This is a genomic window from Ligilactobacillus sp. WC1T17, assembly GCA_900110005.1.
GTDB classification, from domain to species: Bacteria; Bacillota; Bacilli; order Lactobacillales; family Lactobacillaceae; genus Ligilactobacillus; species Ligilactobacillus ruminis_A.
This window is the reverse complement of the sequence record FOCC01000006.1, coordinates 79,158-106,139: the sequence shown is the minus strand read 5'-3', so window position 1 is coordinate 106,139 and position 26,982 is coordinate 79,158. Positions and strand designations below refer to the sequence as shown.

Annotated in this window: 24 protein-coding genes; 23 read left to right on the top strand and 1 reads right to left on the bottom strand. The window is 39.9% G+C overall.

The genetic code is table 11. The features are described 5' to 3' along the window. Window position 1: 1 nt before the first annotated feature. The 4 genes from miaA (at window position 2) to glnA (ending at window position 4,047) form a co-directional block, all read left to right on the top strand. Window positions 2-922: a tRNA (adenosine(37)-N6)-dimethylallyltransferase MiaA gene (miaA, locus tag BMX26_RS05230; RefSeq protein ID WP_075530410.1), complete on the top strand. Its 921-nt coding sequence runs from the start codon at window positions 2-4 to the stop codon at window positions 920-922. Between the two features lie 14 nt (window positions 923-936). Then, window positions 937-2,202, top strand: a complete 1,266-nt coding sequence (locus BMX26_RS05225; RefSeq protein WP_075530409.1) for an aminotransferase class I/II-fold pyridoxal phosphate-dependent enzyme — start codon at window positions 937-939, stop codon at window positions 2,200-2,202. A gap of 84 nt (window positions 2,203-2,286) precedes the next feature. Continuing rightward, on the top strand, window positions 2,287-2,676 hold the full coding sequence (locus BMX26_RS05220; RefSeq protein ID WP_075530408.1) for a MerR family transcriptional regulator: 390 nt from the start codon (window positions 2,287-2,289) through the stop codon (window positions 2,674-2,676). A gap of 24 nt (window positions 2,677-2,700) precedes the next feature. Next, window positions 2,701-4,047 carry a type I glutamate--ammonia ligase gene (gene glnA / locus BMX26_RS05215; protein ID WP_075530407.1) on the top strand — a complete coding sequence of 449 codons (1,347 nt, stop codon included), beginning with the start codon at window positions 2,701-2,703 and terminating at the stop codon, window positions 4,045-4,047. 41 nt (window positions 4,048-4,088) lie between these two features. Here glnA and BMX26_RS05210 read toward each other — a convergent pair whose 3' ends face one another. Continuing rightward, window positions 4,089-4,430 (bottom strand): hypothetical protein, encoded by a 342-nt coding sequence (locus tag BMX26_RS05210; protein WP_075530406.1) that lies wholly within the window; start codon window positions 4,428-4,430, stop codon window positions 4,089-4,091. 244 nt (window positions 4,431-4,674) lie between these two features. Between BMX26_RS05210 and gmk the strand changes: the two genes are divergently transcribed. From gmk to smc, 19 genes are all read left to right on the top strand, one after another. Further along, window positions 4,675-5,295 carry a guanylate kinase gene (gene gmk / locus BMX26_RS05205; RefSeq protein ID WP_075530405.1) on the top strand — a complete coding sequence of 207 codons (621 nt, stop codon included), beginning with the start codon at window positions 4,675-4,677 and terminating at the stop codon, window positions 5,293-5,295. A gap of 2 nt (window positions 5,296-5,297) precedes the next feature. Continuing rightward, a complete protein-coding gene (gene rpoZ, locus BMX26_RS05200) occupies window positions 5,298-5,507 on the top strand; it encodes a DNA-directed RNA polymerase subunit omega (RefSeq protein WP_075530404.1) in 210 nt (69 codons plus the stop codon). 107 nt (window positions 5,508-5,614) lie between these two features. Next, window positions 5,615-6,811, top strand: coding sequence for a bifunctional phosphopantothenoylcysteine decarboxylase/phosphopantothenate--cysteine ligase CoaBC (coaBC, locus tag BMX26_RS05195; RefSeq protein WP_143454864.1), 1,197 nt, complete (start codon window positions 5,615-5,617; stop codon window positions 6,809-6,811). A gap of 1 nt (window position 6,812) precedes the next feature. Then, entirely contained in the window at window positions 6,813-9,227 is a 2,415-nt protein-coding gene (priA, locus tag BMX26_RS05190) for a primosomal protein N' (RefSeq protein ID WP_075530402.1), read from the top strand. Between the two features lie 16 nt (window positions 9,228-9,243). Then, entirely contained in the window at window positions 9,244-10,191 is a 948-nt protein-coding gene (fmt, locus tag BMX26_RS05185) for a methionyl-tRNA formyltransferase (RefSeq protein WP_075530401.1), read from the top strand. After that, on the top strand, window positions 10,191-11,534 hold the full coding sequence (gene rsmB / locus BMX26_RS05180; protein WP_075530400.1) for a 16S rRNA (cytosine(967)-C(5))-methyltransferase RsmB: 1,344 nt from the start codon (window positions 10,191-10,193) through the stop codon (window positions 11,532-11,534). The genes fmt and rsmB overlap by 1 nt, the downstream gene beginning before the upstream one ends. Before the next feature lie 10 nt (window positions 11,535-11,544). Beyond that, complete coding sequence (locus BMX26_RS05175; RefSeq protein WP_075530399.1) at window positions 11,545-12,303, top strand: Stp1/IreP family PP2C-type Ser/Thr phosphatase; 759 nt, start codon at window positions 11,545-11,547, stop codon at window positions 12,301-12,303. Next, window positions 12,300-14,333 (top strand): Stk1 family PASTA domain-containing Ser/Thr kinase, encoded by a 2,034-nt coding sequence (pknB, locus tag BMX26_RS05170; protein ID WP_075530398.1) that lies wholly within the window; start codon window positions 12,300-12,302, stop codon window positions 14,331-14,333. The genes BMX26_RS05175 and pknB overlap by 4 nt, the downstream gene beginning before the upstream one ends. A gap of 16 nt (window positions 14,334-14,349) precedes the next feature. Then, the gene (rsgA, locus tag BMX26_RS05165) at window positions 14,350-15,246 is read left to right on the top strand and encodes a ribosome small subunit-dependent GTPase A (protein ID WP_075530397.1); all 897 of its coding nucleotides are present in this window, start codon (window positions 14,350-14,352) and stop codon (window positions 15,244-15,246) included. Between the two features lie 12 nt (window positions 15,247-15,258). Further along, window positions 15,259-15,912, top strand: coding sequence for a ribulose-phosphate 3-epimerase (gene rpe / locus BMX26_RS05160; protein WP_075530396.1), 654 nt, complete (start codon window positions 15,259-15,261; stop codon window positions 15,910-15,912). After that, entirely contained in the window at window positions 15,912-16,550 is a 639-nt protein-coding gene (locus tag BMX26_RS05155; RefSeq protein ID WP_075530395.1) for a thiamine diphosphokinase, read from the top strand. Before rpe ends, BMX26_RS05155 begins: the two co-directional genes overlap by 1 nt. 172 nt (window positions 16,551-16,722) lie before the next feature. Further along, entirely contained in the window at window positions 16,723-16,908 is a 186-nt protein-coding gene (rpmB, locus tag BMX26_RS05150; RefSeq protein ID WP_004047397.1) for a 50S ribosomal protein L28, read from the top strand. 190 nt (window positions 16,909-17,098) lie between these two features. Beyond that, window positions 17,099-17,461: an Asp23/Gls24 family envelope stress response protein gene (locus BMX26_RS05145; protein WP_075530394.1), complete on the top strand. Its 363-nt coding sequence runs from the start codon at window positions 17,099-17,101 to the stop codon at window positions 17,459-17,461. A 28-nt stretch (window positions 17,462-17,489) separates the two neighbouring features. Then, window positions 17,490-19,175 (top strand): DAK2 domain-containing protein, encoded by a 1,686-nt coding sequence (locus tag BMX26_RS05140; protein WP_075530393.1) that lies wholly within the window; start codon window positions 17,490-17,492, stop codon window positions 19,173-19,175. Between the two features lie 75 nt (window positions 19,176-19,250). Continuing rightward, entirely contained in the window at window positions 19,251-21,290 is a 2,040-nt protein-coding gene (gene recG / locus BMX26_RS05135; protein ID WP_075530392.1) for an ATP-dependent DNA helicase RecG, read from the top strand. Between the two features lie 16 nt (window positions 21,291-21,306). Beyond that, window positions 21,307-22,332: a phosphate acyltransferase PlsX gene (plsX, locus tag BMX26_RS05130; RefSeq protein ID WP_075530391.1), complete on the top strand. Its 1,026-nt coding sequence runs from the start codon at window positions 21,307-21,309 to the stop codon at window positions 22,330-22,332. A 62-nt stretch (window positions 22,333-22,394) separates the two neighbouring features. Then, window positions 22,395-22,637 (top strand): acyl carrier protein, encoded by a 243-nt coding sequence (gene acpP / locus BMX26_RS05125; protein ID WP_075530390.1) that lies wholly within the window; start codon window positions 22,395-22,397, stop codon window positions 22,635-22,637. 88 nt (window positions 22,638-22,725) lie between these two features. Then, entirely contained in the window at window positions 22,726-23,421 is a 696-nt protein-coding gene (rnc, locus tag BMX26_RS05120; protein ID WP_075530389.1) for a ribonuclease III, read from the top strand. A gap of 11 nt (window positions 23,422-23,432) precedes the next feature. Beyond that, on the top strand, window positions 23,433-26,981 hold the full coding sequence (gene smc, locus BMX26_RS05115) for a chromosome segregation protein SMC (RefSeq protein ID WP_075530388.1): 3,549 nt from the start codon (window positions 23,433-23,435) through the stop codon (window positions 26,979-26,981). The last annotated feature ends 1 nt before the right edge of the window (window position 26,982 follow it).

The following is a 26,982-nucleotide window of genomic DNA, read 5'->3' as shown; positions in this document are numbered from 1 at the left end:
AATGAAACAAAAGCTACTGGTAATTGTAGGACCGACCGCTGTAGGCAAGACAGCCCTGTCCATTCAACTAGCGCAAAAATATCAAGGACAGGTTATTTCAGGCGATTCCATGCAAGTTTATCAAAAACTAGATATTGGAACTGCTAAAATAACGCCCTCAGAAATGCAGGGGGTTAAACACTATCTTTTAGATATTTTAGATGTTAAACAAAGATTTTCTTGTGCTTCATTTATTACGCAAGCTACGCAGGCAGCTGATAAAATCAATACGCACGGCTTTTTGCCGATTTTATGTGGTGGGACCGGCTTTTATGTGCAAGCCTTGTTGGATGGTTTTCAACTTGGTCGTGATCAGCAAGCTTCAGAAAAGGTGCGGCATAAATGGCATGATTATGCTAAAGAACACGGTCAAAAGGCTTTATGGGACAAACTCAATGAAATTGATCCGGTTGCAGCCAAAAAAATACCATTAGCTAATGAGTTGCGAGTTGTTCGTGCTTTAGAAGTGTATGAAAAAACCGGCCAGCTTTTTTCAAATCAGGCTGATCATGATGAAAAATTTGATGCTTTAGTTATTGGTTTGACGACAAACAGACAACTGCTATATGATCGGATTAATCACCGGGTCGATGTCATGGTTGAACAGGGTTTGCTTAATGAAGCCAAGATGTTGTATGCAGCAGGCGGGATGTCGCTGCCTGCCGGAAAAGGCATTGGTTATAAGGAATTTTATCCTTATTTTGCTGGTGAAATCACCTTAGATGAAGCTATTGCAACTGTCAAAAAAAATTCGCGTCATTACGCTAAACGTCAATTAACGTGGTTTCGTAATAAAATGGATGTTAATTGGTTTGATTTAATCCTGCATCCTGAACAAATTACCCAAATTGAAGCCTTGGTCAGCCAATGGCTTACAAGATAATAGGAGGAAAAAAGATGGTTTCTTGGAAAGACAAGTATCCGCAAGAATTGGTTGCTATGATTAATGAGGTTGATGAAATGATTCAACCTAAATTAGATGAGATTACCGAACAAGAACTATATAATCAAAGAAGGGTATTGGAATTATATCGTAAATATCATGTTGCTGAAGAAGATTTGGTTGGGTCAACCGGTTATGGCTATGATGACGTGGGTCGCGAAAAGTTAGAAAAGATTTATGCTGACTATTTTAAGACCGAAGATGCTTTAGTTCGGCCGCAAATTGTTTCTGGTACACATTCCATTAAGATTGCAATGTTTGGTGTTTTGCGCCCCGGAGATACCCTTTATTATATGACGGGGATGCCATACGATACGATTCAAGAAGTCATCGGCGTTGCCGGCGATAATGTCGGAACTTTTAAAGAATATAATATCGGTTTTGACTACACGCCTTTACTGGCTAATGGCAAAGTTGACTATGAAAAAGCCAAGGCTTATTTAACTGCCCATCCTAATATTAAAATGATTGCCTTACAAAGGTCGCGCGGGTATGAAACACGTGATAGCTTTACAGTTGCTGAAATCAAAGAAATGATTGATTTTATTCGGCAATATGCTAAAGATGCGGTTATTTTTGTTGATAATTGCTATGGCGAATTTTCTGAAACAGAAGAACCTACTTTTTACGGGGCCGATTTAATGGTAGGTTCGATGTTTAAAAATGCTGGCGCTGGGATTGCTAAAGGCGGTGCCTTCATTGTTGGTCGTAAAGACTTGATTGCGCGTTGTGCAGCTCATTTATATGCTCCAAGCTGTGGTAAAGAAGAAGGTCCAACCTATGCTTATATGCGTGATTTTTATCAAGGATTTTTTATGGCTGCTCATACTACGGGCCAAGCTATTAAGGGCTCAATTTATGCAGCTGCGTTATTAGAAAAATTAGGTATGAAGGTTTCGCCAAAATGGGATGCTAAACGGACTGACTTAGTACAAACAATTGAATTTGGCGCACGTGAACCAATGATTAAATTCTGTGCTGCTATTCAGCATAACTCGCCTTTAAATGCTTTTGTTGATCCTGTTCCAAGTTATATGGAAGGCTATGAAGATGAAATTATCATGGCTTCGGGCAGCTTTATTGAAGGCTCAACGATTGAACTTTCATCAGATGGCCCTTTGCGTGAACCTTACTCATTGTATATTCAAGGCGGAATGTCTTATGAGCATGTTAAAGTAGCAATTACTGAAGCTGCCTATGAAACTTTTTATAAAAAATAAGTCATGTTATAAAAAGTGACATAAATAGTTGACAAGGCCTCAGCAAGTTGTTATTATGTAATTGTAAATTTAAGGAGGGTCGGTATGAAGGAAAAAGAACTGCGTCGTTCTCTGGCTGTATTGCCTATTGGTACAGTGATGAAATTGACAAACCTTTCTGCACGTCAAATTCGATATTATGAAGAACAAGGCTTGGTGATTCCTAAGAGAAATGAGGGAAATCGCCGGATGTATTCCCTGAATAATATTGATCAACTGCTTGAAATCAAAGATTACTTAGCTGAAGGCATTAATATGGCTGGCATTAAGCATATCTATGATGAAAAAGCTAAAGAAGCGCAAAAACGTAAGGCTCAATTAGAAAAACCGTTAACGGATGAAGATGTTAGACGTATTTTACGTGATGAATTTTTACAAGTTGGCGGCTTAAAAAAGGACAACCAATTCTCTTTTCGAAATAACCGTAATCTCTAGTTCAATTACAAGGAGCAAATCAGCATGGCAAAACCTAGCTACACAAAAGATGACATTCGTCGCATTGTTAAAGAAGAAAATGTTCAGTTCCTGCGTTTGATGTTTACCGATTTGTACGGCACTATCAAAAACGTAGAAGTTCCTGTAAGTCAATTGGATAAATTGCTTGATAACAAGTTAATGTTTGATGGCTCATCAATTGATGGCTTTGTTCGTATTGAAGAAAGTGATATGTGGCTTTACCCTGACCTTTCTACTTGGATGGTCTTCCCATGGGACGATGGCCAAAATGGTAAGATTGCCCGTGTAATCTGTGAAGTTTATAATTCAGATCGGACACCATTCTTGGGTGATCCGCGGAACAATTTAATCCGTGTACTTGATGAAATGAAGAAGATGGGTTATACCGATTTTAATATTGGACCTGAACCAGAATTCTTCTTGTTCAAGCTTGATCCTGAAACAGGCAAGCCAACTACTCATCTAAATGACCAAGGCAGCTACTTTGATTTAGCTCCAGTTGATTTGGGTGAAAATTGCCGGCGTGATATTGTCCTTGAACTTGAAAAGCTTGGTTTTGATGTTGAAGCTTCACACCACGAAGTTGCTCCAGGCCAGCATGAAGTTGACTTTAAGTATGCTGATGCCTTACAAGCTTGTGATAATATTCAAACTTTCAAGTTAGTTGTTAAGACTGTTGCTCGTAAGTATGGTTTGCATGCAACCTTTATGCCAAAACCACTTGATCGAATCAATGGTTCTGGCATGCACATGAATATGTCGCTTTTCAATAAAGATGGCAATGCCTTCTTTGATGAAAAGACTGAAGATCAATTATCACAAGAAGCTAAATACTTCTTAGGCGGCTTGCTCAAACATGCTCGTAACTTTACAGCTATTGCCAACCCAACGGTTAATTCTTATAAGCGTTTGGTACCAGGTTATGAAGCACCTGTTTACGTAGCTTGGTCAGGCCGTAACCGTTCTCCATTGGTTCGTGTGCCAATTGCTCGCGGCATGTCTACACGTTTGGAACTTAGAAGCGTTGATCCATCGGCTAACCCATACTTGGCTGTTGCTGCTATTTTGGCTGCTGGTCTTGATGGTTTGAAGAATAAGATTGAAGCTCCTAAGTCAGTTGACCGCAATATTTATGCAATGGATGATGAAGAACGCAAGGCTAACGGCATCGTTGATTTGCCATCTACTTTGCACAACGCTTTGAAGGCTTTGGCTTCTGATGAAGTTATCAAGGATGCCATGGGTCCTCACTTGTACAATAACTTTTCTGAAGCTAAGCGTCTTGAATGGGATGCTTATCGTCAAGAAGTTTCTGAATGGGAACGTCAACAATATCTTGAACTTTATTAAAAAGAAAACAAAAAAGCGTGTGACAAACGTCACGCGCTTTTTTAGCAAATCTGACTTTGAACAAGATGCTTATGTTGGAAAGCAGGTGCTATTTTAAGGTAAAGAATGCGGCTGATTTGGATAGGAAATACCAAGTTAGGGTTATCGGACTGATGTAATAAAACGACACCGTATTTTTGACTGGGGCGCAAATAACCGGAGACTTCTTTACTTTCTTTGGCCCATTTTAAAGTAAGGGTAACAGGATATTGTTGGCTGATAGCCTGCTTTAGAAAATAAGTCAATTGTTTTTGAGGCATAATGGGGCAAACACGAGTGTTTGCCGGTATAAAAATATTTTGCAAGCTTGTCCAAAAATTCATGATTTCTTTTTTTAAATGCATAAGTAACTCCTCCAATATAGAACGTGTGTTCAAACGATGCTATAACATATTATACAAACACACGTTTGAAATAGCAAGTAAAAAACGAAAATACGTTCTCTTAAAACCTAAGCTTTTTGAAAAAAATATGCATAACTTTCATGAAAATTTCCCAAAAAAAGTTAAATAACCATTAATAGCTTGAAAAAAGTTTCCAAAAGGCGCAATATAATATGTAAGACTATTTTTGGAGGAATTAACAGTAATGGCTAAAAGAGGTATGCTCATTGTTTTGTCAGGCCCATCAGGCGTCGGCAAAGGGACTGTTCGAAAAGAAATCTTTTCACATGACAACAATAATAAATTTCACTATTCAATTTCAATGACAACACGCAAGATGCGTCCAGGCGAAGTTAATGGCAAAGATTACTACTTTGTTAGCAAGGAAGAATTTGAAAAAGAAATTGAAAATGGTGGCATGCTTGAATACGCCAAATATGTTGACAACTACTACGGAACACCATTAAAATACGTTAATGAGATGTTAGATGCTGGCAAGGATGTCTTTTTGGAAATTGAAGTAAATGGTGCCATGCAGGTTCGCAAAAAAGTTCCTGATGGTTTATTTATCTTTTTAACACCGCCTGATTTAATGGAATTACGCCAACGGATTATCAACCGTGGTACTGATGATATGGAAACAATTGACAAGCGGATGAATAAAGCGGTTGATGAAATCGAAATGATGCAAAATTATGATTATGCCGTGGTTAATGATGAAGTTGTGAAGGCTGCTGAAAAGATTAAGACAATTATCCGTGCTGAACGTTGGCGGGTTAAGCGTTTCTTGCCAGATTATCGCAAACAGTTAGGATTGGAGGAATAAAGATGATTTTATACCCATCAGTTGATGCTTTACTGGAACGTGTTGATTCACGTTATTCGTTAATTATGTTGGCTTCAAAGAGAGCTCATGAACTTGATGCCGGGGCAACACCAATGTTGACAGAATATGAATCTGTTAAAAATGTTGGTCGTGCTTTAGAAGAAGTTGTGGCAGGCAAACTTAAGATTAAATCTGAAGGTCAAGAAGGCTAAGACTTAAACTGGAGGCGAGATCAAAATCTCACCTCCTTTTTTGTTTGCTGACGATATTTAGTGTGTTGTGATAAAATTAATGCATGACAAAAGAGGGGGTTTTATTTTTGGCAAAAAAGCATATTGCAATCTACTTAACCGGTGGAATCGCCTTGTATAAGGCAGCCAGCTGTGTTCGTGAATTTGTGAAGCACGGTTATGAAGTTAGGTGTGTTATGACGGAAAATGCGCTGAAGTTTGTTTCAAAGTTAACCTTTGAAACATTAAGCCAAAACCCGGTTTTAACGGATTTATTTGACCGCAATAATCAAAATTCGGTAGCACATATTGAATTGGCTGATTGGACGGATATCGCCTTAGTTGTGCCGGCAACAGCTGATATTATTGCTAAAATGGCTTTAGGTATTGCCGATGATGCTGTATCAACAAGTTTACTGGCGACGGCCAAACCAAAATATGTTGTGCCGGCAATGAATGATAAAATGTGGGATAATCCAGCAACTAAACGTAACCTTGATTTGTTAAAACAAGATGGGGTGCAGGTTTTAGAACCAGAAGTTGGCTTTTTAGCTGAAGGCTATCAAGCTAAAGGACGGATGCCGGAACCAAAAGCAATCTATGCGTGGATAACTGCCAAAAGTTCGCCCAAGCCAAGCTTAAAAGATAAGAAAATTATTGTGACGGCTGGGGGAACCGTGGAAGAAATCGATCCAGTCAGATTTTTAGGCAACCATTCCACGGGCAAGATGGGGTATGCTTTAGCAGCATATGCTAGTGCTTGCGGAGCTAGTGTGACCCTGGTTCATGGACCAACCAATTTGCACGATTTACCGGGAGTAGAGATGGTTTCAGTTACTAGCGCCCGCGAGATGTTTGCAGCAGTTAAAGCGCGCTTTGAAACGGCGGATGCGGTTATTATGGCAGCGGCAGTGGCTGATTACCGTCCTGAAATTAAAGCAGATCAAAAAATAAAGAAAGTTTCCGGCCCGTGGCAATTAACCTTAGTCAGAAATCCGGATATTTTGCAGGAATTAGGACAATTAAAGACACATCAAAAGCTCGTTGGCTTTGCAGCTGAGACACAAAATCTGTTTGAGAACGCCAAAAAAAAATTACAGAGGAAAAATTTAGATTTATTAGCGGCTAATGATGTTTCAAAAAAAGATATTGGATTTGGTTCCGATGAAAATGAAGTTTATCTTTATTTTAAAGATGGAAAAATGCTGCCTTTAAAAAAAGATAGTAAACAAAAGATTGCCCAGGAAATTGTCGACCAATTAGCCTTATTATTGAAAGGTGAGTAAGATGTTGTATGCACAAGTTATCGTTGATGTGCCCACCATGCAGACTAATCGTCCATATACTTATGCAGTTCCGGAAGAGTTAGTTTCTTTAGTTCATCCGGGAATGCGTTGTGTGGTCCCATTTGGACGCGGAACTAGAAAAGTGCAGGGATTTATTGTGGCTTTGACAGAGCAAATGCCGTCCACAGAATTTCAGCTAAAAGAACTGGAATCTTTGATGGATTTAACGCCGGTTTTAAATGAGGAAGGGTTAAAGTTAGCTGATTGGATGGCAGAATATACCTTTTCTTTTAAGATTGCTTGTTTGCAAACCATGTTGCCGAATTTAATGCGGGCTGGCTATGAAAAAAAGGTTAAATTGCTTGATTTAAACGTTGCACCACACCTCAAGCAATTGTTTGACCAAAATCAGCTGTTAGATTTTGAAGTTTTAACGCAAAACCGCCAGTTGCAAAAAGAAATCGCCCAGCTTCAAAAAAAGGGACAGGCAACGCTTATTTATCAAGTCAAAAATCGAGCTAAGGCTAAAAAAGTTACGTATATAAAATCAAAGATTACGCCGGAAAATAAGGATATGTATGCAGCCAAACTTCGCAAAAATGCCAGCAAAAAACAAGCCTTACTGGAAAGTTTGCTAAAGGTGACGCATCCGGTTTTAAAAACGGCCTTTGAAAAACAAAATGGTTTTACAGCGGCTGATTTAAAACAGGCATATACGGCTGGCTGGCTTGATTTTAGTGAACAGGAAGCCTATCGAGATCCGTTGGCTCAAAGTCATATTAAGCCTAGTTTGCCGAAAAAATTAACCGCTGAGCAGGCTCAATGTGTGAGTCAGGTGACGCAAGCTCTTAAGCAGGGTTCAAGCCAGCCTTTTTTACTAGAGGGAGTCACTGGCAGCGGTAAAACAGAAGTTTATCTGCAAATCATCGCCCATGCTTTAGCAATGGGGCGTCAAGCCTTAATGCTGGTGCCGGAAATTGCTTTAACGCCACAGATTGTTCAAAGGGTTAAGAGCAGATTTGGCAATCAAGTAGCTCTGCTTCATAGTGGCTTATCTGCGGGCGAGCGGTATGATGAATGGCGCCGGATTGAACAGGGCCAAGCCAGCGTGGTTGTGGGAGCAAGATCAGCGATTTTTGCGCCTTTAAAAAAGCTGGGCGTCATCATTATGGATGAAGAACATGAAGCTAGCTATAAGCAAGATGATATGCCGCGTTACCACACCCGCGATGTTGCTCTTTGGCGCAGCCGATACCACCATTGTCCAGTGGTCTTGGGCTCGGCGACACCGTCTTTGGAATCAAGAGCTCGGGCTCAAAAAGGCGTTTATCAAGGTTTATTTTTAACTAAGAGAATCAATGGACAAACGTTGCCTGATGTTTTATTGGTTGATATGCGAGAAGCTGCTAAAAGGTCACCTACGCCTGATTTTTCGTTAGAATTGTTAGATAAGATTAAACGGCATTTGGCCCGAAAAGAACAGGTTGTGTTAATGTTAAATAGGCGCGGTTATTCATCTTTTATGATGTGTCGGGAATGCGGATATGTACTTAAATGTCCCAACTGTGACATTTCTTTGACCCTGCATATGGATACGCACAGGATGAAATGCCACTATTGCGGGCATGAAGAAGCCATTCCCTATGTATGTGCGCAATGCCATAGCAAAAAAATCAAGTATTATGGCACAGGAACCCAAAAAGTACAGGCGCAGCTGGCTGAATTATTGCCTGAGGCTAGGGTTTTGCGGATGGATGTTGATACTACCCGTAAAAAAGGGGCGCATGAGCGGATTTTAAAAGCTTTTGGCCAAAAAGAAGCTGACATTTTGTTGGGAACACAGATGATTGCTAAGGGCCTTGATTTTCCCGATGTGACTTTAGTTGGGGTTTTAAATGCCGATACATCGCTCTCTTTGCCTGATTTTCGGTCGAGTGAAAAAACATTTCAGTTGTTAACGCAGGTTAGTGGACGGGCAGGACGGGCAAATAAAGCTGGTGAAGTGGTCATTCAAAGTTATAATCCCGATAATTATGCAATTCAACTGGCTTGTCGGCATGATTATGAGCGCTTTTATGCTTATGAAATGCAGCTGAGACATCAGTTGGGCTATCCGCCTTATTACTTTACAATTCAGCTGACTGCAAGCTATGATAATGAGGCACAGGCTAAAAAGAAAATGTATTCTCTAAGAGCTGAGTTGGAAAAAGTTTTATCACCAAAAGCGATTATCTTGGGTCCCACGCCACAAACTGTGGTTAAAGTCAATAAACGCTATTATTATCAGTTAGTGATTAAATATAAAAAAGAAGCACAGCTTGAAGCATATCTGAAAGATTTATTATTAAAAAGCCAAGCTGAAGAAAGGTCAGGACTTAAACTAGTCATTAACCGAGACCCGCTTAGTTTTATGTAAAGAAAGGAAATAAATTATGACATCAATTGTTTTTATGGGAACACCGCAATTTGCGGCTCCAATTTTAGAAGGTTTAATTAAGGCTGATTATGACGTTAAGGCTGTCGTTACCCAACCCGACCGTTATGTCGGTCGTAAGCATGTGTTGACAGCGTCACCTGTGAAGCAAATGGCCCAAAAATATGGGCTCGAAGTTTTGCAGCCCGAAAAAATCAGCAACAGCCCTGAAATGCAGCGGATAATTCAATTAGCACCTGATTTGATTGTCACGGCGGCTTTTGGGCAATTCCTGCCGGATAAATTGATACAAGCAGCTAAAGTAGCTGCTATTAATGTTCATGGGTCGCTTTTGCCTAAGTATCGGGGCGGGGCACCTGTGCAATATGCCATTATGAACGGCGATACACAAACCGGTGTGACGATTATTTATATGGTTAAAAAGATGGATGCTGGCGATATGCTGGCTCAAAAAGCCATGCCAATTGAAGCAGATGATGATACGGCTTCAATTTTTGCTAAAATGAGCATTTTAGGCCGGGATACGCTTTTAGACACGATTCCTAAGCTATTAGCAGGTGAGATTACGCCTGTTAAGCAGGCAGAAGAACAAGTAGTCTTTTCGCCAACGATTAAACCTGAAGAAGAAGAGTTGTCGCTTTATGCCACGGCTCAAGAATTAGATTGGAAGATTAGAGCTTTGCGGCCTAACCCCGGCGCTTATTTTGCTTCTTTCAAAAAGAAACGGATGAAATTATGGAAAATTAAGCCACTGGAAGAAACAACCAGCTATGAAAGCGGGACGGTAGTTGAAGCTAAAAAGCACGTGCTTAAATTAGCAGCTGCCAAAGGAACAGTATACCAAGTTGAAGAGCTGCAGCCGGCAGGTAAGCCTAAAATGAATGTGACCGATTATTTAAACGGGATAGGCCAAGGTTTAAAGCCTGGACAAAAGGTTATTGAATAATGACAGAAAATAAAAACCAAAATCCGCGGGTTTTAGCCGTGGAACTATTAACGAAAATTGAAAGAAACGGTTCTTACTCTAATTTAGCTTTAAACCAGGCAATTGAAAAAAAGCAGCTGAATTCGCTGGATTCGGCCTTGCTGACTAACATTGTTTATGGCGTTATCCAACATAAATTAACGTTGGAATTTTATGTTGACCATTTCATCAAAAATAAGCGCAAAGTCGCTCCATGGGTTTATGAATTGTTAAAAACAGCGTTGTATCAGCAGCTTTACCTCGATAAAATACCTAAGCGGGCCATTTTTAATGAAACAATTGAAATTGCAAAGCAAAAAGGGCACACCGGTATTCGCAAGTTTGTCACCGGGGTCATGCACGCTTGGGACCGGCAGGGACTGCCTCGTTTTGATGAACTTGACCCCCAAAAGCGATTAAGCATTGAAACCAGTACACCCCAGTGGCTGGTAAATGAACTGACTCAAAGCTTGGGGAATGAAAAAACACGCCAGCTTTTGGCAACAATTAATCAGCCGCCACATCAAAGTGTGCGGGTTAATTTAGCGCAAAATACGGTTGAACAAGCTAAAGCAGCCTTGTTAGCTGAAGGATTTACGGTCCAAAACAGCGAAATTGCTCCCTTAGGCCTGCGCGTTGAAGGCGGCTTTGTGCCGCATAGTAAAGCTTTTGCAGCTGGACGCGTTATGATGCAAGATGAAAGTGCGATGCTGGCTGTAGATAGTATGCAGCTAAAAGGGCAAGAAACAGTCCTTGATGCCTGCGCTGCGCCCGGGGGAAAAACGACCCAAATTGCGGCAGCTTTAACAACTGGCAAGGTATATGCGTTAGACATTCATCAGCATAAAGTTAAGTTAATCAATGCTAATGCGAAAAGAGCCGGGGTTTTGGACAAAGTTTTGGCGGTACAATTAGATGCTCGGTTAGCAGGTCAAAAATTTGTGCCGGCATCTTTTGATCAAATCTTGGTTGATGCACCTTGTTCTGGTTTGGGGCTTATGCGGCGCAAACCGGAAGTAAAATACGAAAAGAAACCGGCTGATTCACAAAAGCTGCATCAAATTCAAACGGCTATTTTAGATAAAATAGCTGCTTTAGTGAAGCCGGGCGGAAAGCTGACTTATAGCACCTGCACTATTTTAGAACAAGAAAACCAAGCAACCGTAGACGCCTTTTTGGCACAGCACCCTGAATTTAAGCAGGTTAAGACGCAGACAACATTAAATGTTAAAGCAGATTGCTCCCAGTTGGGATTAACCTTGTATCCGGATGATTTTATGTCCGATGGCTTTTTTATTGCAACGATGATTAAAGATAAGAGTTGAGGCGGGGAAGATGGAAGTAGCTTATTTAAGCGACATTGGTAAAAAGAGAGTAAATAATGAAGATAGTGTCGGTACTTTTAAAAATAAGGCTGGTGCTACTTTAGTGATTATTGCTGATGGCTTAGGCGGCTATCAAGGCGGAGAAATTGCTTCTGGAATGGCAGTTTCTCATTTAGGCTATTTATTTGAACAGACGCAATTTATCCATGAGTATGATTGTAAATTATGGCTTAAAGAAAAAGTTGCTCTAGAAAATCAGGTTATTTTAACGCGGGCCCATGAGTATGAAGATTTGCAAGGTATGGGTACAACTTTGGTGTGTGCTTTTATTTATCAAACGAACTGTTTGATTGCCCATATTGGGGATAGCCGTGCTTATTTATTTAGACAAGAAATTTTGACTCAGATGACTGAAGATCATTCATGGGTAAATGAATTAGTTAAGCGCGGTGAATTAAGCAAAGAAGAAGCTAAAAGCTCACCGAAGAAAAATATTATCACTAGAACGCTGGGAATATCGGATAGTGCTAAATTAGATTTTAATACCTGCCAGTTAAAGGATAATGATATTTTGCTGCTTTGTTCAGACGGTTTAACGAATATGGTTGCGGATGATTTTATCGCTTCTGTGCTTGGAAAAACTGAATTGTCTTTAAAAGATAAATGCCAAATTTTAATCAATCAGGCCAATCAAAATGGCGGTAAAGACAACATTACAGCCTTATTGGCTCAAAAAAAAGTTGAGAAAAAGGAGGTGGATAATACATGAAAATAGGGTATGCTTTAGATGGCCGTTATCAGATTAAAAAGACATTGGGTGAAGGCGGTATGGCCAATGTTTATTTGGCTTATGACCTGATTTTGAAGCGGAATGTTACCGTCAAATTAATGCGTTTAGATTTGCAAGATGATAAGGCAGCTATTAGACGATTTAAAAGAGAAGCTAATTCTTTGACTGAATTAATTAATCCAAATATTGTCAGTATTTATGATATTGGTGAAGATCATGGAATGCAGTATTTAGTCATGGAATATGTTGACGGCATGGATTTGAAACAATATCTTAAATTAAACTATCCCTTATCATATGAGCGGGTCATTGAAATTATGCAGCAGATTTTGGCGGCAGTCAGCGAAGCTCATGCACATGGCATTATCCACCGTGATTTGAAACCGCAAAATATTTTGATTGACCGCCAAGGAAATGTTAAGGTGACGGACTTTGGCATTGCTGTAGCCGCAGCCGAAGAGACGATGACGAGAACTAATACTTTAATGGGTTCAGTCCATTATATTTCACCTGAACAAGCGCGGGGCAGTATTATTACGAAGCAATCGGATCTTTATTCGTTAGGCATTGTATTGTTTGAATTATTAACTAATCACCTTCCGTATGAAGGAAATACGGCGGTTGCGATTGCCTTGAAACATTATCAAGGACAAATGCCCTCTGTCAGGGAATATGATGCAAATATTCCGCAAAGCTTAGAAAATGTTATTTTGCATGCCACTGCTAAAAGTTTGACTGACCGCTACCAAACGGCTGTCGAAATGTCCGCTGATTTGAAGACGGCTTTAAGTCCTAGTCGCCAAAATGAAGTTAAGTGGACGCCAAGTGAAATTGAGGACGGTCAAACCAAGGTTTTACCTGATTTAACTAATTTTAAGGATGTAAATGACGATTTAACCCAGACCAAAAAATTAGGCACCAAACAAAGTAAGCCGTCTCAAGCCAAGCCGGCTCCTAAAGCTAATTTTTTTAAACGGCATAAAAGGCCGCTGTTAGCGCTTGGAATCATTACGCTCATTGTGATTATAGCTGCTGTTTTATCGTTGCCAAGAGAGGCGACGGTGCCGGATTTGCGGGGGATGACGCGGGCTGAAGCTGAACGGATGTTAAAAGACGAGAAGCTGGAAATAGGCAGTACCACTTATCAAGCTAGCGAAAAATACAGCTATCATCAGATTATTGCCAGTGATCCCAGGCAAGGGACAGTTGTAAAGAACGGAGCTAAGATTGATGTTATTGTCTCATCAGGCTTAAAGAAAGTTGCATTTGGCAATTATCGCGGTAAAAAATATAAGCAGGTTAAAAAAACGCTCGAAAAACATGGCGCTATTGTTTATAAAAAGACGAAATATTCGGATAAGTATGCTAAAGGGACCATTATTTCCCAATCAATAGATTCTAAACAAAAAGTTGCCATGTCGCAAGTTACGGTTTCTTTTACAGTCAGTTTGGGCAGCAAGAACATTTTGTTAAAAGACTTGTTAGGTGAAAGTTTGTCCAAGGTGCAGGCTTATGCGGATAAGTATGACTTAAATCTTGTCATTAAGCATGCCAGTTCAAACGAAGAAAAAGATACGATAATTAGCCAATATCCATATGCGGGAACTTATATTGGCCGCGGTGGTAATTTGACAGTGACGTTGTCAGATGGGCCTGAAAGTTCAAGTTCTAGCGCATCTTCTAGCAGCAAGAGCAAAAAGAGCTCCAGCAGTTCTAAAGCCAGCAGCGCTAAAACGTTCAGCTCAAGTTCCAGTGCAAGTACTAGTACACAAACCCTGGCACAAAGGACAGTCACCATTCCTTACAGTGGAACTGATGGTCAGGCCGTAGAAGCAAAAATTTATTTAGAAGACAAAATCCATAGTTTAAGCAGTGTCTACAAGACGCTTCAAATCACAAGCGATACCCAAGAGGTATTATCATTTGTCCTAGACAGCAATCAAGCCGGAAAATATAAGGTGGTTGTGGATGGAGAAGTCGTCGTAGAAGACAATAGTGTAACACCATAGAAAGGTAGGTAATAAGGTGCCAGTAGGTCAAATTAGACAGTCATTAAGCGGATATTACGATGTTTTTTCTGAGGGGAAATTATATCGTACCAGAGCACGCGGTAATTTTCGCAAGAAGAAACAAACACCCTTAGTAGGAGATTTTGTTGAATTTAAAGCTGACAATGAACATGAAGGGTACATTTTAAAAATTTTAGCTCGAAAAAATCAATTGATTAGACCACCTGTAGCTAATATTGATACTGCCATTGTGGTAACAGCCTGTGTGGAGCCTGATTTTTCAAGCAATTTATTAGATCGCCAGTTAGTGATGTTGGCTAAAGCTGCTATTACCCCCGTCTTGTATTTTTCAAAGGCTGATTTACTCGATGAAACATCTTTAAAGCAAATGACGGCTATTGCTGAATATTATCGCCAATATTATCGGGTGTTGCTATCAAATGAAGAACGTGCGCAGCATCATTTGGCGCAGGCTTTATTAGGTGACGCTAAAGAAGAAGTTGTTGTCGTTATGGGGCAAACGGGGGCTGGTAAATCAACTTTGCTTAATCAGTTTGATAGCAGCCTTAAATTAGCCACGGGACAAATTTCTAAGGCTTTGAGCCGTGGAAAACATACCACACGCAAAGTAACCTTAATGCCGATTGAAGGCAATTTGCTGGCAGATACCCCAGGCTTTTCTTCATTTGACCTGCGAGATATCCCTAAAGAAGAATTACCGCAGCTTTTTGATGATTTTTTGGAATACGCGCCGCAGTGCCGCTTTAGAGGGTGTCTGCACCTTAATGAGCCTAATTGTGCCGTTAAAGAAGCGGTGCAAGCAGGTGAAATTTTGGCTAGTCGCTATGACAATTACAAATTGTTTCAAGCAATGATTGCCAGCCAAAAGCCTCAATATAAAAATAAAAAGTAAGGAGTTGAGAAGATGATTATTGCACCTTCAATTTTAAGCGCGGATTTTGCTAATTTACAAAAAGATGTAGCGCTAGTTGAGCAAAGTGGCGCTAAGTATCTGCATATCGATATCATGGATGGCCATTTTGTTGATAATTTAACCTTTGGTCCGAATGTCGTGCAAGCTTTGCGCCCGCACAGCCAGCTGTTTTTTGACTGCCATTTAATGGTTGATGAACCCGAAAAATATTTGGAAGCTTTTCAAAAAGCCGGTGCTGATGCAATTGGGGTTCACATTGAAGCTTGTCAACATCTTCACCGGACGTTAAGCAAGATTAAAGCTTTAGGTATGAAAGCTGAGGTTGTTTTAAATCCTGGGACACCTTGGAGCAGTGTACAAGAAGTTTTGCCAATGGTGGATTCGGTTTTAATCATGACTGTTGATCCTGGCTTTGGGGGACAAAAGTTTTTAGAATCGCAGCTTAAAAAAATTACTTTGGCTAGCCAGTATAAACAAGCCCATCACTTAAATTATGAAATTGAAGTTGATGGCGGCATTAATGATCAAACAATCAAGTTAGCGCATGAAGCTGGGGCGACGATTGCGGTAGCTGGGTCTTATGTATTTTCTAAGGGAGAACCTAAGCAACAAGTTCAAAAATTGCTTGAGGCTTGCCAGAATTAATGGACATTAATTTACTCGTGGGGGGACCACAGGAAAATTATCCGGCTGATATTTTTCAAACGAAGAAAAATTGGGTCGGGGCTGATTATGGGGCAGTAACTTTATGCGAACATGATATTAGACCGCTGCTGGCGATTGGTGATTTTGATTCGTCAACAATCAGAGAGCAGTTTTTAGTCAGTGTTTTAAGTCAAAAAGTTATTACAGCCAAACCGGAAAAAGATGAGACCGATACAGAGCTTTGCTTACGTTTGATTGAGCAGGCTTTCAACCCAAGCCAAATTACCATTTATGGAGCTACCGGCGGAAGATTAGATCATTTGTTAGCCAACTTTTTTTGCCTTTTGAGGCCTGATTTTGCCAAAATTATGCCTAAGGTAAAATTAGTTGATAAAAATAATGTGGTGCGCTTTTTTAAACCAGGACATTATACTATCAAAAAGATTCCTGGAATGAAATATTTAGCCTTTGTTCCGATGGGTAAGGTAGCTGGTTTTAATCTGCCGGATGAAAAATACCAGCTCAAAGATGCAGCTTTTGAACAAGTGGTGTCTTTAGCCAGCAATGAATTTATTTTAGATGAAGCACATTTTGATTTTAAAAGCGGAAATATGTGTGTGATTTGGAGTAAAGACTAAAAAATATTTATTTTGTTTTTTAGGTGAAAACGTTGATATAATCGTTTTTTTAGCTATCAAGTGATTTTCCTTGACAGAAAACTCTTGCAATCATGTCATTTCTATGATAATTTTATTTAGTGAATGAGCTTATTAAAAGTGCTCCTAATTTGAATTGAAGGAGGAAATAACAATGGCAAAAGATTTTGTAACAGGCCGTAAGACAACTTTCGGCAAGAAGCGTTCACACGCTTTGAACCAAACAAACCGTAGCTGGAAACCAAATTTGCAAAAGGTGCGCATCTTAGTTGATGGCAAGCCTAAGAAAGTTTGGGTTTCTGCACGTGCATTGAAATCTGGAAAAGTTACTCGCGTTTAATTAGCGGGCTTAGTCTGTGGGAAATGGATCAGACTATTTCTCTTTATTTGAAGCTTGGGAAGACCCGAGCTTTTTTTTTACGCAAATGTCTTTCTGTTGCAAAACTGATTATCTTTTTGTATAGTGGTGAATGGATATTTGTGGTAAAATTAAAGATAATTGACTTTTAAGCTAAGGAGGCTAGGCTTATATGGCTGTAAAAATTCAAAATCAATTTGGAAGCATTGATATAGCTAACGATGTAATTGCTACAGTTGTTGGCGGGGCTGCTACCGAAATTTTTGGAATTGTCGGAATGGCAAGCAAGAACCAAATTCGTGATAACTTAAATGAAATTTTAAAAAGAGATAATTATGCTAAGGGTGTTGTTGTTCGTCAAGAAGATGACAGCATTGCTGTTGATGTCTACATCATTGTGGGCTATGGCACTAAGATTTCAGAAGTGTGTCACAATGTGCAAGACAAGGTAAAGTATAATTTGGAATCTATGCTCGGAATCACTGCTAAATCAGTAAACGTCATTGTTCAAGGCGTACGTGTCATCGGTGATTAGCTTGGATAACCAAGGAGGAAATTTCGAAGTGAAAGTTGAACAAATCACCGAAACAGAATTTAGAAAAATGGTTGTTACCAGTTCTGATCGGTTGAATAAGAATGCTGAATTTATTAATTCATTAAATGTTTTTCCCGTTCCTGATGGTGATACAGGGACCAATATGAGTTTGTCATTTGCTAGCGGGGCTAAGTATGTGGCTGAATCGACTTCACAAAATGTTGGTGATTTGACCCAAGCCTTGGCTAAAGGCTTACTAATGGGTGCTCGTGGCAATTCTGGGGTTATTTTATCGCAGGTTTTCCGAGGGTTTGCTAAGAGTGCTGCCAAAAAAGAAGTTTTAACCACAGCTGATTTAGTTTTGGCTTTGCAAGCTGGTGTTGAAACTGCTTATAAAGCAGTTATGAAGCCACAGGAAGGTACGATTTTAACCGTTGCTAGAAAGGCTGCTGAAGCCGCTAAAAAGGCTAAAGATCAAGGGTTGGATATTGTTGAGGTTATGAAGGCGACTTATGAAGCCGCTGAAGCAGCCTTAAAGACAACACCTGATTTATTGCCAGTGCTCAAAGAAGTTGGTGTGGTCGATTCTGGTGGACAAGGATTGACTTTTGTTTATCAAGGATTTTATGATTCTTTGTCGGGCAATGTGCGTGAAGATGAAGTTCATAAGCCAACGCCGGCTGAAATGGATGAAATGGTGCATGCTGAGCACCACAAGAGTGCACAAGGCAAACTTAATACTGAAGATATTAAGTATGGATACTGTACTGAAATCATGGTACGTTTAGGTGCCGGACGGTTAGTAGATCAAAAATTTGACTATGCCACGTTTAGAAATCACTTGGCACAAATCGGTGATTCTTTATTAGTTATTGCTGATGATGAAGTAGTCAAGGTTCACGTTCACACCGAACATCCCGGCAAAGTTTTAGCGTATGGTCAAGAATTCGGTTCTTTGATTAAAGTTAAGGTTGACAATATGCGGTTGCAACACGAAACCATCTTGGAAAAAGATGAGGAAGAAAATGTCGACGATGTGCATGACAATGAATTGGCAGGTGATTACGGCATTATCGCGATTGCGTCTGGTCAAGGCTTGACGTCAATGTTCCAGAATTTAGGAGCTACTTATATCTTAAGCGGTGGGCAGACGATGAATCCATCAACGCAAGATATTGTTGATGCTATTGATAAGACTAAAAAAGAAAAAGTCATTATCTTGCCTAACAATAAGAACATCTTTTTAGCAGCTGAACAGGCTGCTGAAGTATGCGATGCTGATGCAGTCGTGGTTCCTTCAAAAACTATTGCCCAAGGAATGACAGCTTTATTGGGCTTTAATAAAGATGCTTCGCTAGAAGAAAATAAAGCAGCAATGACTGATGAATTAGAAACAGTCATCTCAGGTCAAGTGACTATTGCGGTACGCGATACTACCATTGATGGCCGCGAAATTAACAAAGATGATTATATGGGAATTGTTGATGGCGATATCGTTGTCACAAATCCTGATCGTAAGCAAGCTGCCATTGAAATGGTTCAAAGGATGCTTGATGAAGACAGTGAAGTTGTCACAATTATTTATGGTGAGGGCGGAACAAAAGCAGAAGCTGAAGAAATCAAGACGGCTGTTGAAGACTTTGATGATGAACTTGAAGTTGAAATTCACCAAGGCGATCAACCTGTTTATCCTTATTTGATTTCGGTAGAATAATAGTTGATTTTTAAGTAAGGAGCGGAAGATACTGCTCCTTATTATTTTTATTTGAATTAGCTGGAAGGTGAGCCTTTGAAATCATTGCAAGATTCGCTGAGCCTTTTAAAAGGTATCGGTGCTAAAACCCAAAGCGCGCTGAATCATTTAGGGTTATTTACAGTGGCTGATTTATTAACTTACTATCCTTTTCGCTTTGATGATTTAGCTAGCAAGCCCTTAGCTCAAATAGCTGACGGTCAAAAAGCCGTTATTAAAGGAATTGTAGCGACTGACCCGGTTTTAGTTAGATTTGGCCGCAGTAAGAATCGTTTGAATTTTAAATTGCTGGTAGAACATGATGTTTTAGGCGTAACTTTTTTTGGGCAGGCCTATCTGCAAAATAAAATTAATAAAGGCGCTCAAATAGCTGTTTATGGCAAATTTGATGCTGTTAGGCAGAGTTTAACAGGTATGAAATTATTTTCGGGAACAAAACTGCAAGAACAGGGCATGGCAGGTATTTATCGGGCGTCAAAAGAAATTAAAGCTAATACCATCCAAAAACTTGTTAAAGAAGCTTTAAGGGAATATGGTGACTTGATTGAAGATATCGTCCCTGAAGAAACGCGCGCTAAGTTCAAGCTGTTACCGCGCCAAGCGATGATTCAAATGATGCATTTCCCGCAAAATTTGGCTGAATATCAAACGGCTAAACGCTCAGCAATTTTTGATGAATTTTTTTGCTATGAAGCCAAACTGACCCTGTTAAAAAAAGTGAATAAACATGACCAGGGACTAGTGCTTAAATATAATAATGAGAAGGTTAAGGACTTTATCAAAACTTTGCCCTTTGAACTGACGGCGGCGCAAAAAAGAGTTGTTAATGAAATCTGTCACGATTTGCACCAGCCGGTGCATATGAACCGCCTATTGCAAGGCGATGTCGGCAGCGGGAAAACAGTGGTGGCAGCTATTGTGATGTATGCTGCCATTACTGCCGGCTATCAAGCCGCTTTGATGGCGCCTACAGAAATTTTGGCAGCGCAGCATTATCAAAAATTAAAGGCTCTTTTAGCGCCGATGCAGGTTAAAGTCGGATTACTAACCGGTTCGCAAACCGCTAAAGATAAGCAAAAAAGCTTAGCTGATTTGGCACAAGGGAAAATAGACTTAGTAGTAGGAACGCATGCGCTAATTCAAGACGGAGTAGCATTTTCCAACCTAGGACTAGCGGTGATTGATGAACAGCACCGCTTTGGTGTTGGTCAAAGAAAGGCGTTGCGTGCAAAAGGCGCTAATCCGGATATATTAGCGATGACAGCAACGCCAATTCCGCGCACTTTGGCAATCACCACTTATGGTGAAATGGATGTTTCCATCATCAACGAACTGCCTTTAGGCCGCAAGCAAGTTAAAACACTGTGGGTTAAACCGCATGAAGTAACGCAGGCATTGGAGTTTATCGGATATCAGCTCAAGCAAGGGTCGCAAGCGTATGTCATTTCACCTTTGATTGAAGAATCAGAGGCGGTTGATTTGCAAAATGCCGTGGCTGTGTATGAAAAATTACAGCAGTATTATCCAACCGCAGTGCGGGTTGGTTTACTGCATGGCAGGATGAAAAATGATGAAAAAGATGCGGTTATGCAGGATTTTAAAGCGCAAAAGTATGATATTTTAGTATCAACGACAGTGATTGAAGTTGGCGTTGATGTCCCTAATGCTTCAGTGATGCTGATTTTAGATGCTGACAGGTTTGGCTTGGCGCAATTGCATCAGTTGCGTGGACGTGTAGGCCGGGGAGAAAAGCAGTCATATTGTATTTTATCTGCTGATCCTAAAGCTGATTACGGCAAAGAACGCATGCAGACAATGGTTGAAACCAATGACGGTTTTGTGATTGCACAAAAAGATTTAGAATTAAGGGGCCCAGGGGAAGTTTTAGGGGATAAACAATCAGGAATGCCTGCTTTTAAGGTGGGCGATCCAGTTGAAAATTTTAATATTTTGCAGGCAGCTTGTTTAGAGGCAAGAGCAATCATTTTAGCGCCTAACTTTTTTGAACAGCCGCAAAATGCCGGCTTAATTAAGTTTTTACGGGCAGAAGTGGTTGAAAAAGATGAACTTGATTAGATATGGAGGAATAATGATGAAAATTGCAGTTGATGCTATGGGTGGCGATTACGCTCCCAAAACAGTCGTTGAAGGGGTTGAATTAGCCCGTGATGAATTCAAAGATGTTGAATTTTTGCTTTTTGGCGATGAACAAAAAGTAAACGCCCTGCTCAAAAATAAGGAAAGAATTACGGTGATTCACGCAAGCGAGGTTATCGATATGAATGATGAGCCGGTTAAAGCTATTCGCCGTAAGAAAAATTCTTCAATGGTTATGGCAGCCCAAGCTGTTAAAGAAGGACAAGCTGATGCTTTATTCTCCTGTGGCAATACTGGGGCTTTGTTAACGGCTGGTATTTTAATTGTGGGACGTATTAAAGGGGTGCCACGTCCGGGTTTATTATCAACACTTCCGGTTGTTTCCGGTACGAGCGGTTCATTTAACCTGCTTGATTCAGGCGCTAATGCTGAAAGTAAGCCGGAACATTTGTATCAATATGCTTTACTGGGCAAATACTATGCTGAAAACGTTAGACATATTAAGAATCCGCGGATTGGTTTGTTAAATAATGGGACTGAACCGCACAAAGGCAGCAAGTTAACTTTGGAAGCCCACCGTCTGATTGCTAGTGATCATTCACTGAATTTTGTCGGCAACGTTGAAGCCCGCGATATTATGAACGGTGTTTGCGATGTTTTAGTAGCTGATGGATTTACCGGCAATGCTGTGTTAAAAGCTGTTGAAGGGACGGCGTTAGCTGTTACACATCTGCTGAAAGATTCCATTATGGCTGGTGGCTTGAAAAGCAAGCTAGGCGCCTTAATGATGAAACCGGCCCTCAAGCAGATGAAGAACCGTATGGATCAATCACAATATGGCGGAGCAGTACTTATGGGTGCTAAAGCACCAGTGGTTAAAGCTCATGGCTCCAGTGATGCTAAAACAGTTTATTATACTTTACGTCAAATCCGGACAATGATTGATGAAAAGATGGTTGAAAACTTTACTGCCTATTGGACCAGTTTGCAGGATGAAACCGAGCCTAAAACAGACAACTAGACAAGATGCCTAAAAGTAGGTAAAATAGTAAACGGTTAATTTTTATAAATGAGGGATAATTTATGACTGAAAATGAAGTTTTTACTAAAGTACAAAATTTGATTGCTGATCACTTCAGCATTGACGCTGACAAAATTACACGTGAAACAAATTTTACGACTGATTTGGATGCTGACTCCATCGATTTAGTTGAATTTGTGTTAGAACTCGAAGATGCGTTTGACTCTGAAATTTCTGATGAAGATGCCGAACAGCTTCACACAGTTGGCGATGCGGTTTCTTATATTGCACAACATCAAAAATAGTGAAGAGGGGCTGGAAAAACAGCTCCTTTTTGTTTGTTTTTTGATATAATACAAAGTGTTGCACTGAATTAAACAAGGATGGTAGAAAATGATAATTGGATTATCAAAAATGTTGAAAGATAACTATGGGATTGAAATCAAAAATTATGATTTATATGATGAAGCTTTTACACATGCTTCATATGCCAATGAACATCCCAAGGAACATTTAAAGTATTATGAACGAATCGAATTTTTAGGCGATGCTGTGATGCAGTTATGCGTTTCAGAATACCTTTTTAAGCGGTATCCTAACCTGCCTGAAGGTAAATTATCGCGTTTAAGAGCAGCTATGGTATGTGAAGATAGTTTTAGTAAGTTTGCTAAGGAATGTCATTTTGATGAATATATTCGTTTAGGTAAGGGTGAAGAAAAGGCTGATGCCAGAAATCGTCCTTCCTTATTATGCGATATTTTTGAAGCCTTCATGGGGGCTTTATATTTAGATTTAGGCAAAGATGTTGTAGTTAGCTTTATTACTAAGGTTGTCTTTCCTAAACTCGATATGGGATGGTTTGATCATTTGCTAGACCATAAAACGGAATTGCAGGAATTTTTGCAACAAGACGGCGATTGCAAGATTGAATATAAGAGTGTAGCCGAAGAAGGACCTGATAATGCTAAAAAATATACCATGGCAGTATATGCAGACGGCAAAAAAATTGGTCAAGGTACCGGCACTTCAAAGAAAAATGCTGAACAACAGGCAGCTTATGCTGCTTTAAAAGCAGTTAGAGGCAATTAGGGGGAAATTGGATGAAAATTAAATCGTTAACTCTTAACGGCTTTAAATCATTTGCCGATAAGACGACGATCGAATTTCAAGATGGCCTAACAGGAATTGTCGGTCCCAATGGTAGTGGCAAAAGTAATATCATTGAAAGCTTGCGCTGGGTTTTAGGTGAGCAATCAGCTAAAAATTTACGCGGTGGCAAAATGCCGGATGTGATTTTTGCCGGTTCGCAAACAAGAGCACCGTTAAATCGCTGTGAAGTCAGTGTTGTTTTCGATAATACCGACCAATATTTGAAAGGCCAGCCTGATATCTTGACGATTACGCGCAAAATTTACCGCAATGGTGATAGTGAGTATCTGATTAATCAAAAAAAAGTCAGGCTGCGGGATATTGTTGATTTATTCACTGATACCGGTATTGGGCGGGAAAGTTTTTCAGTTATTTCCCAAGGCAGTGTTGAAGCAATTTTTAATAGTAAGCCTCAAGATCGGCGGATTTTAATCGAAGAAGCTGCCGGGGTAGTTAAATATAAAAAAGAAAAAAATAAAGCTAAACAAGAACTTGCTGAAACTACTGACCACTTAGACCGTGTAGCGGATATTTTAAACGAATTAGCCCGCCAAAAAGAACCGCTCGAACAGCAAGCCAGTGTGGCTAAAGACTATCTTGAACAAGAAAAGCAATATAAACAATTTGAATTAGCCCGGCTCGTTTTGGAAATTAAAGCCACAAAAGCTGACAAAAAGGCTTTAGAAGCTAAATTAGCTGAAGTTGATGCTGTTGTTGCCAAACATGAACACAGTTCACAACTGTTAGAGCGCAAAAATGCTAAATTGCATGATCAGCAGCAAAAACTAGAAGCCAAACTTGACCAGGCGCAAAAAGATCTGGTGATTTTAACAAGGCAAAAAGAAAAGTTGCTTAGTAAACAGGATTTATCTTTGCATGACAAGGAATTTTTCAACCAGCGAATTTTAGAAAATCAGGCTGAGATGAAAGAAACACAAACGCTGGTGACTGATGCGGAGGCTAATTTAAATCAGTTAGAGCAAAAATTGCTCAAGGAGCAGGCTAAAAAAGCTAAGCTTAATGAACAGCTTGCTGCTTTAGAGCAAGAATTAAATTTTAGCCCTGAAGAATTCAGCCAGCAATTGGAACAAGAACAGGCTAAATTAACCCAGACTAATCGTCAAAAAGATCGCTTGGAAAATCAATTGTTACTGGGGCAAAAAGAATATAAACGCTTAAACGAAAACCAAGCTAAATTGGCGGCATCTTTAAACCAGCTTAAAGAGCAAATGGCTACAAAAGAACCGCTTTTGCAGGCAGCTAAAGAATTTTTAGCCACTCAAACTAAGGCTTTAGCGGATTTTAGAGCTACGCGAAAAGCGCAAAATGAGCAGCAAATTAAACTTTCAAGACGTTATCAAGATGCTCAAAGACGTTGGCTTGATGCTAGCGGCATTTTGCAAAAAGCACAAGTCCGCTATGATAATCAGCAGCAATTGGCTTCAAGCTATGCCGGTTATTACCGCGGGGTTAAGGCAGTGATGCAGGCTAACCTAAAGGGGATTATCGGGCCAGTAGCTGAAGTATTGAATGTGCCACATGAATATGCTTTAGCCGTGGAAAAAGCTTTAGGCGCTAGTTTACAAAATATCGTGACCGCTGACGTAGCTTCTGCCAAAGATGCGATTAGATATTTAACAGCTAAACGGTTGGGGAGAGCGACTTTTTTGCCGCAAACCAGTGTTAAAGCCCGCTTTATCAATACTAATAAACTAGCTGTCATAAAAAAGCTTCCAGGATATCTGGGCGTTTTGTCTGACCTCGTTTCTGTGACTAAGGAAAATGAACCTATTGTCCGCCACCTTTTAGGTGCAATTGTGTTAGCTGATGATTTAGATCACGCGACTTTATTAGCTAAAGAAAGTGATTATAGTGTTAAAATTGTCACTTTAGCCGGTGATATCATCAATGCCGGCGGGTCAATGTCAGGTGGGGCTGATCGAAACCATACCGATGGTTTGTTGGAACAAAAGCAAAATATGGCGACGTTAAAAGAGCAAATTGAGCTCATGAAACAAAAGCTTAAAACCGTCGAAATCGAAGGTCAAAAGTTAAAAGAAGCGCTGGATGCTTCAAATAACGAACTGGAAAATCAACAGGCAAGAGAGCAAAAACTGTTAGAGAAAGAAGCCAATGCTAAAAACAGTTACGATGAATTACGTTTAGAATATGCCCAATTAACCCAACAATTGACGCAAAAGACGAATGAATATGAAGCGCAAAAAGAAATTATATTAGCCAGTGACCAGGATAGCTTAAAGAATGAACTTAAAGACTTAGAGCAAGAACTTAAAGTACAAACGCAAGCCTTGGCTGAAAAGAGGCTTTATCAAAAAGATCAAGCTAAATTAAAAAACAAAATTGATGCAGATTTGAGTGCCAAAAGAAGTGAAGCTGCTGTCATTGCCGAAAGAATCGATAGTCTTTTGATTCGCAAAAAAGAATTTCTTTTGCAATTGCAGCAAGCTAAGGATAGATTAGAAAAATTGACTTTAAGAATTGAGCAAATGCAAAATGAAAGTCAAAATACGCTGTTAAACCAAGATGAATTGCAAAAAAAGACGCAGCAGGTTAAAGCTCAATATGATCAATTGGAAGTTGAAGTTAATGATCTGAAGCAAAAGCGGACACAGTTGCATACTGATGTTAAACAGGCTGAACAAGATTTAACCAGAGCTAATGAATTGCTTAAGGCTGCTTTAGATGAAAAAAGTGGTTTAGCGACGCAAAATGGGCAATTTAAAGCTTTATTGAACCATAATTTAGATGCCTTGGCCGAACAATACGCTTTAAGTTTTGAAATGGCAGCTGCTAAAAATACGCAGACGGATTTGAATTATGTTAAACAACAGGTTAAATTATTGAAATTAGGTATTAAAGAATTAGGAGATGTCAATGTTCAAGCCATCACCCAATATGATGAAGTTAAAAAGCGCTATGATTTTTTGAGCCAGCAGCAAGATGACTTGTTAGAAGCTAAAGCACAGCTGTTAACCAGTATGGATGAAATGGATCTTGAAGTTAAAAAACGCTTTAAGCAAACCTTTGAACAGGTAGCTAAAGCTTTCAACGAAATTTTTCCAGCTGTCTTTGGCGGCGGACATGCCGAACTATCTTTGACAGAGCCTAAAGATTTGCTCAATACTGGGATTGAAATTATGGCCGCACCGCCTGGGAAAAAATTCAGACAGCTGAGCCTGCTTTCCGGTGGGGAACGGTCGCTAACGGCGATTGTTTTGTTATTTGCGATTTTAAAAGTTAAACCAGTACCATTTGCGATTTTGGATGAAGCTGAAGCAGCCTTAGATGATGCTAACGTGGTCCGATATTCGCAATATTTGCAAAAATTTGACGGTAAAACGCAATTTATTGTCATTACTCACCGCAAAGGAACTATGATGCAAGCTGACGTCTTATATGGTGTTACCATGCAAGAATCAGGCGTTTCAAAAATCGTGTCGGTGGCACTTGATGAAGCAAAAGCGAAAGGGATGAATTAAG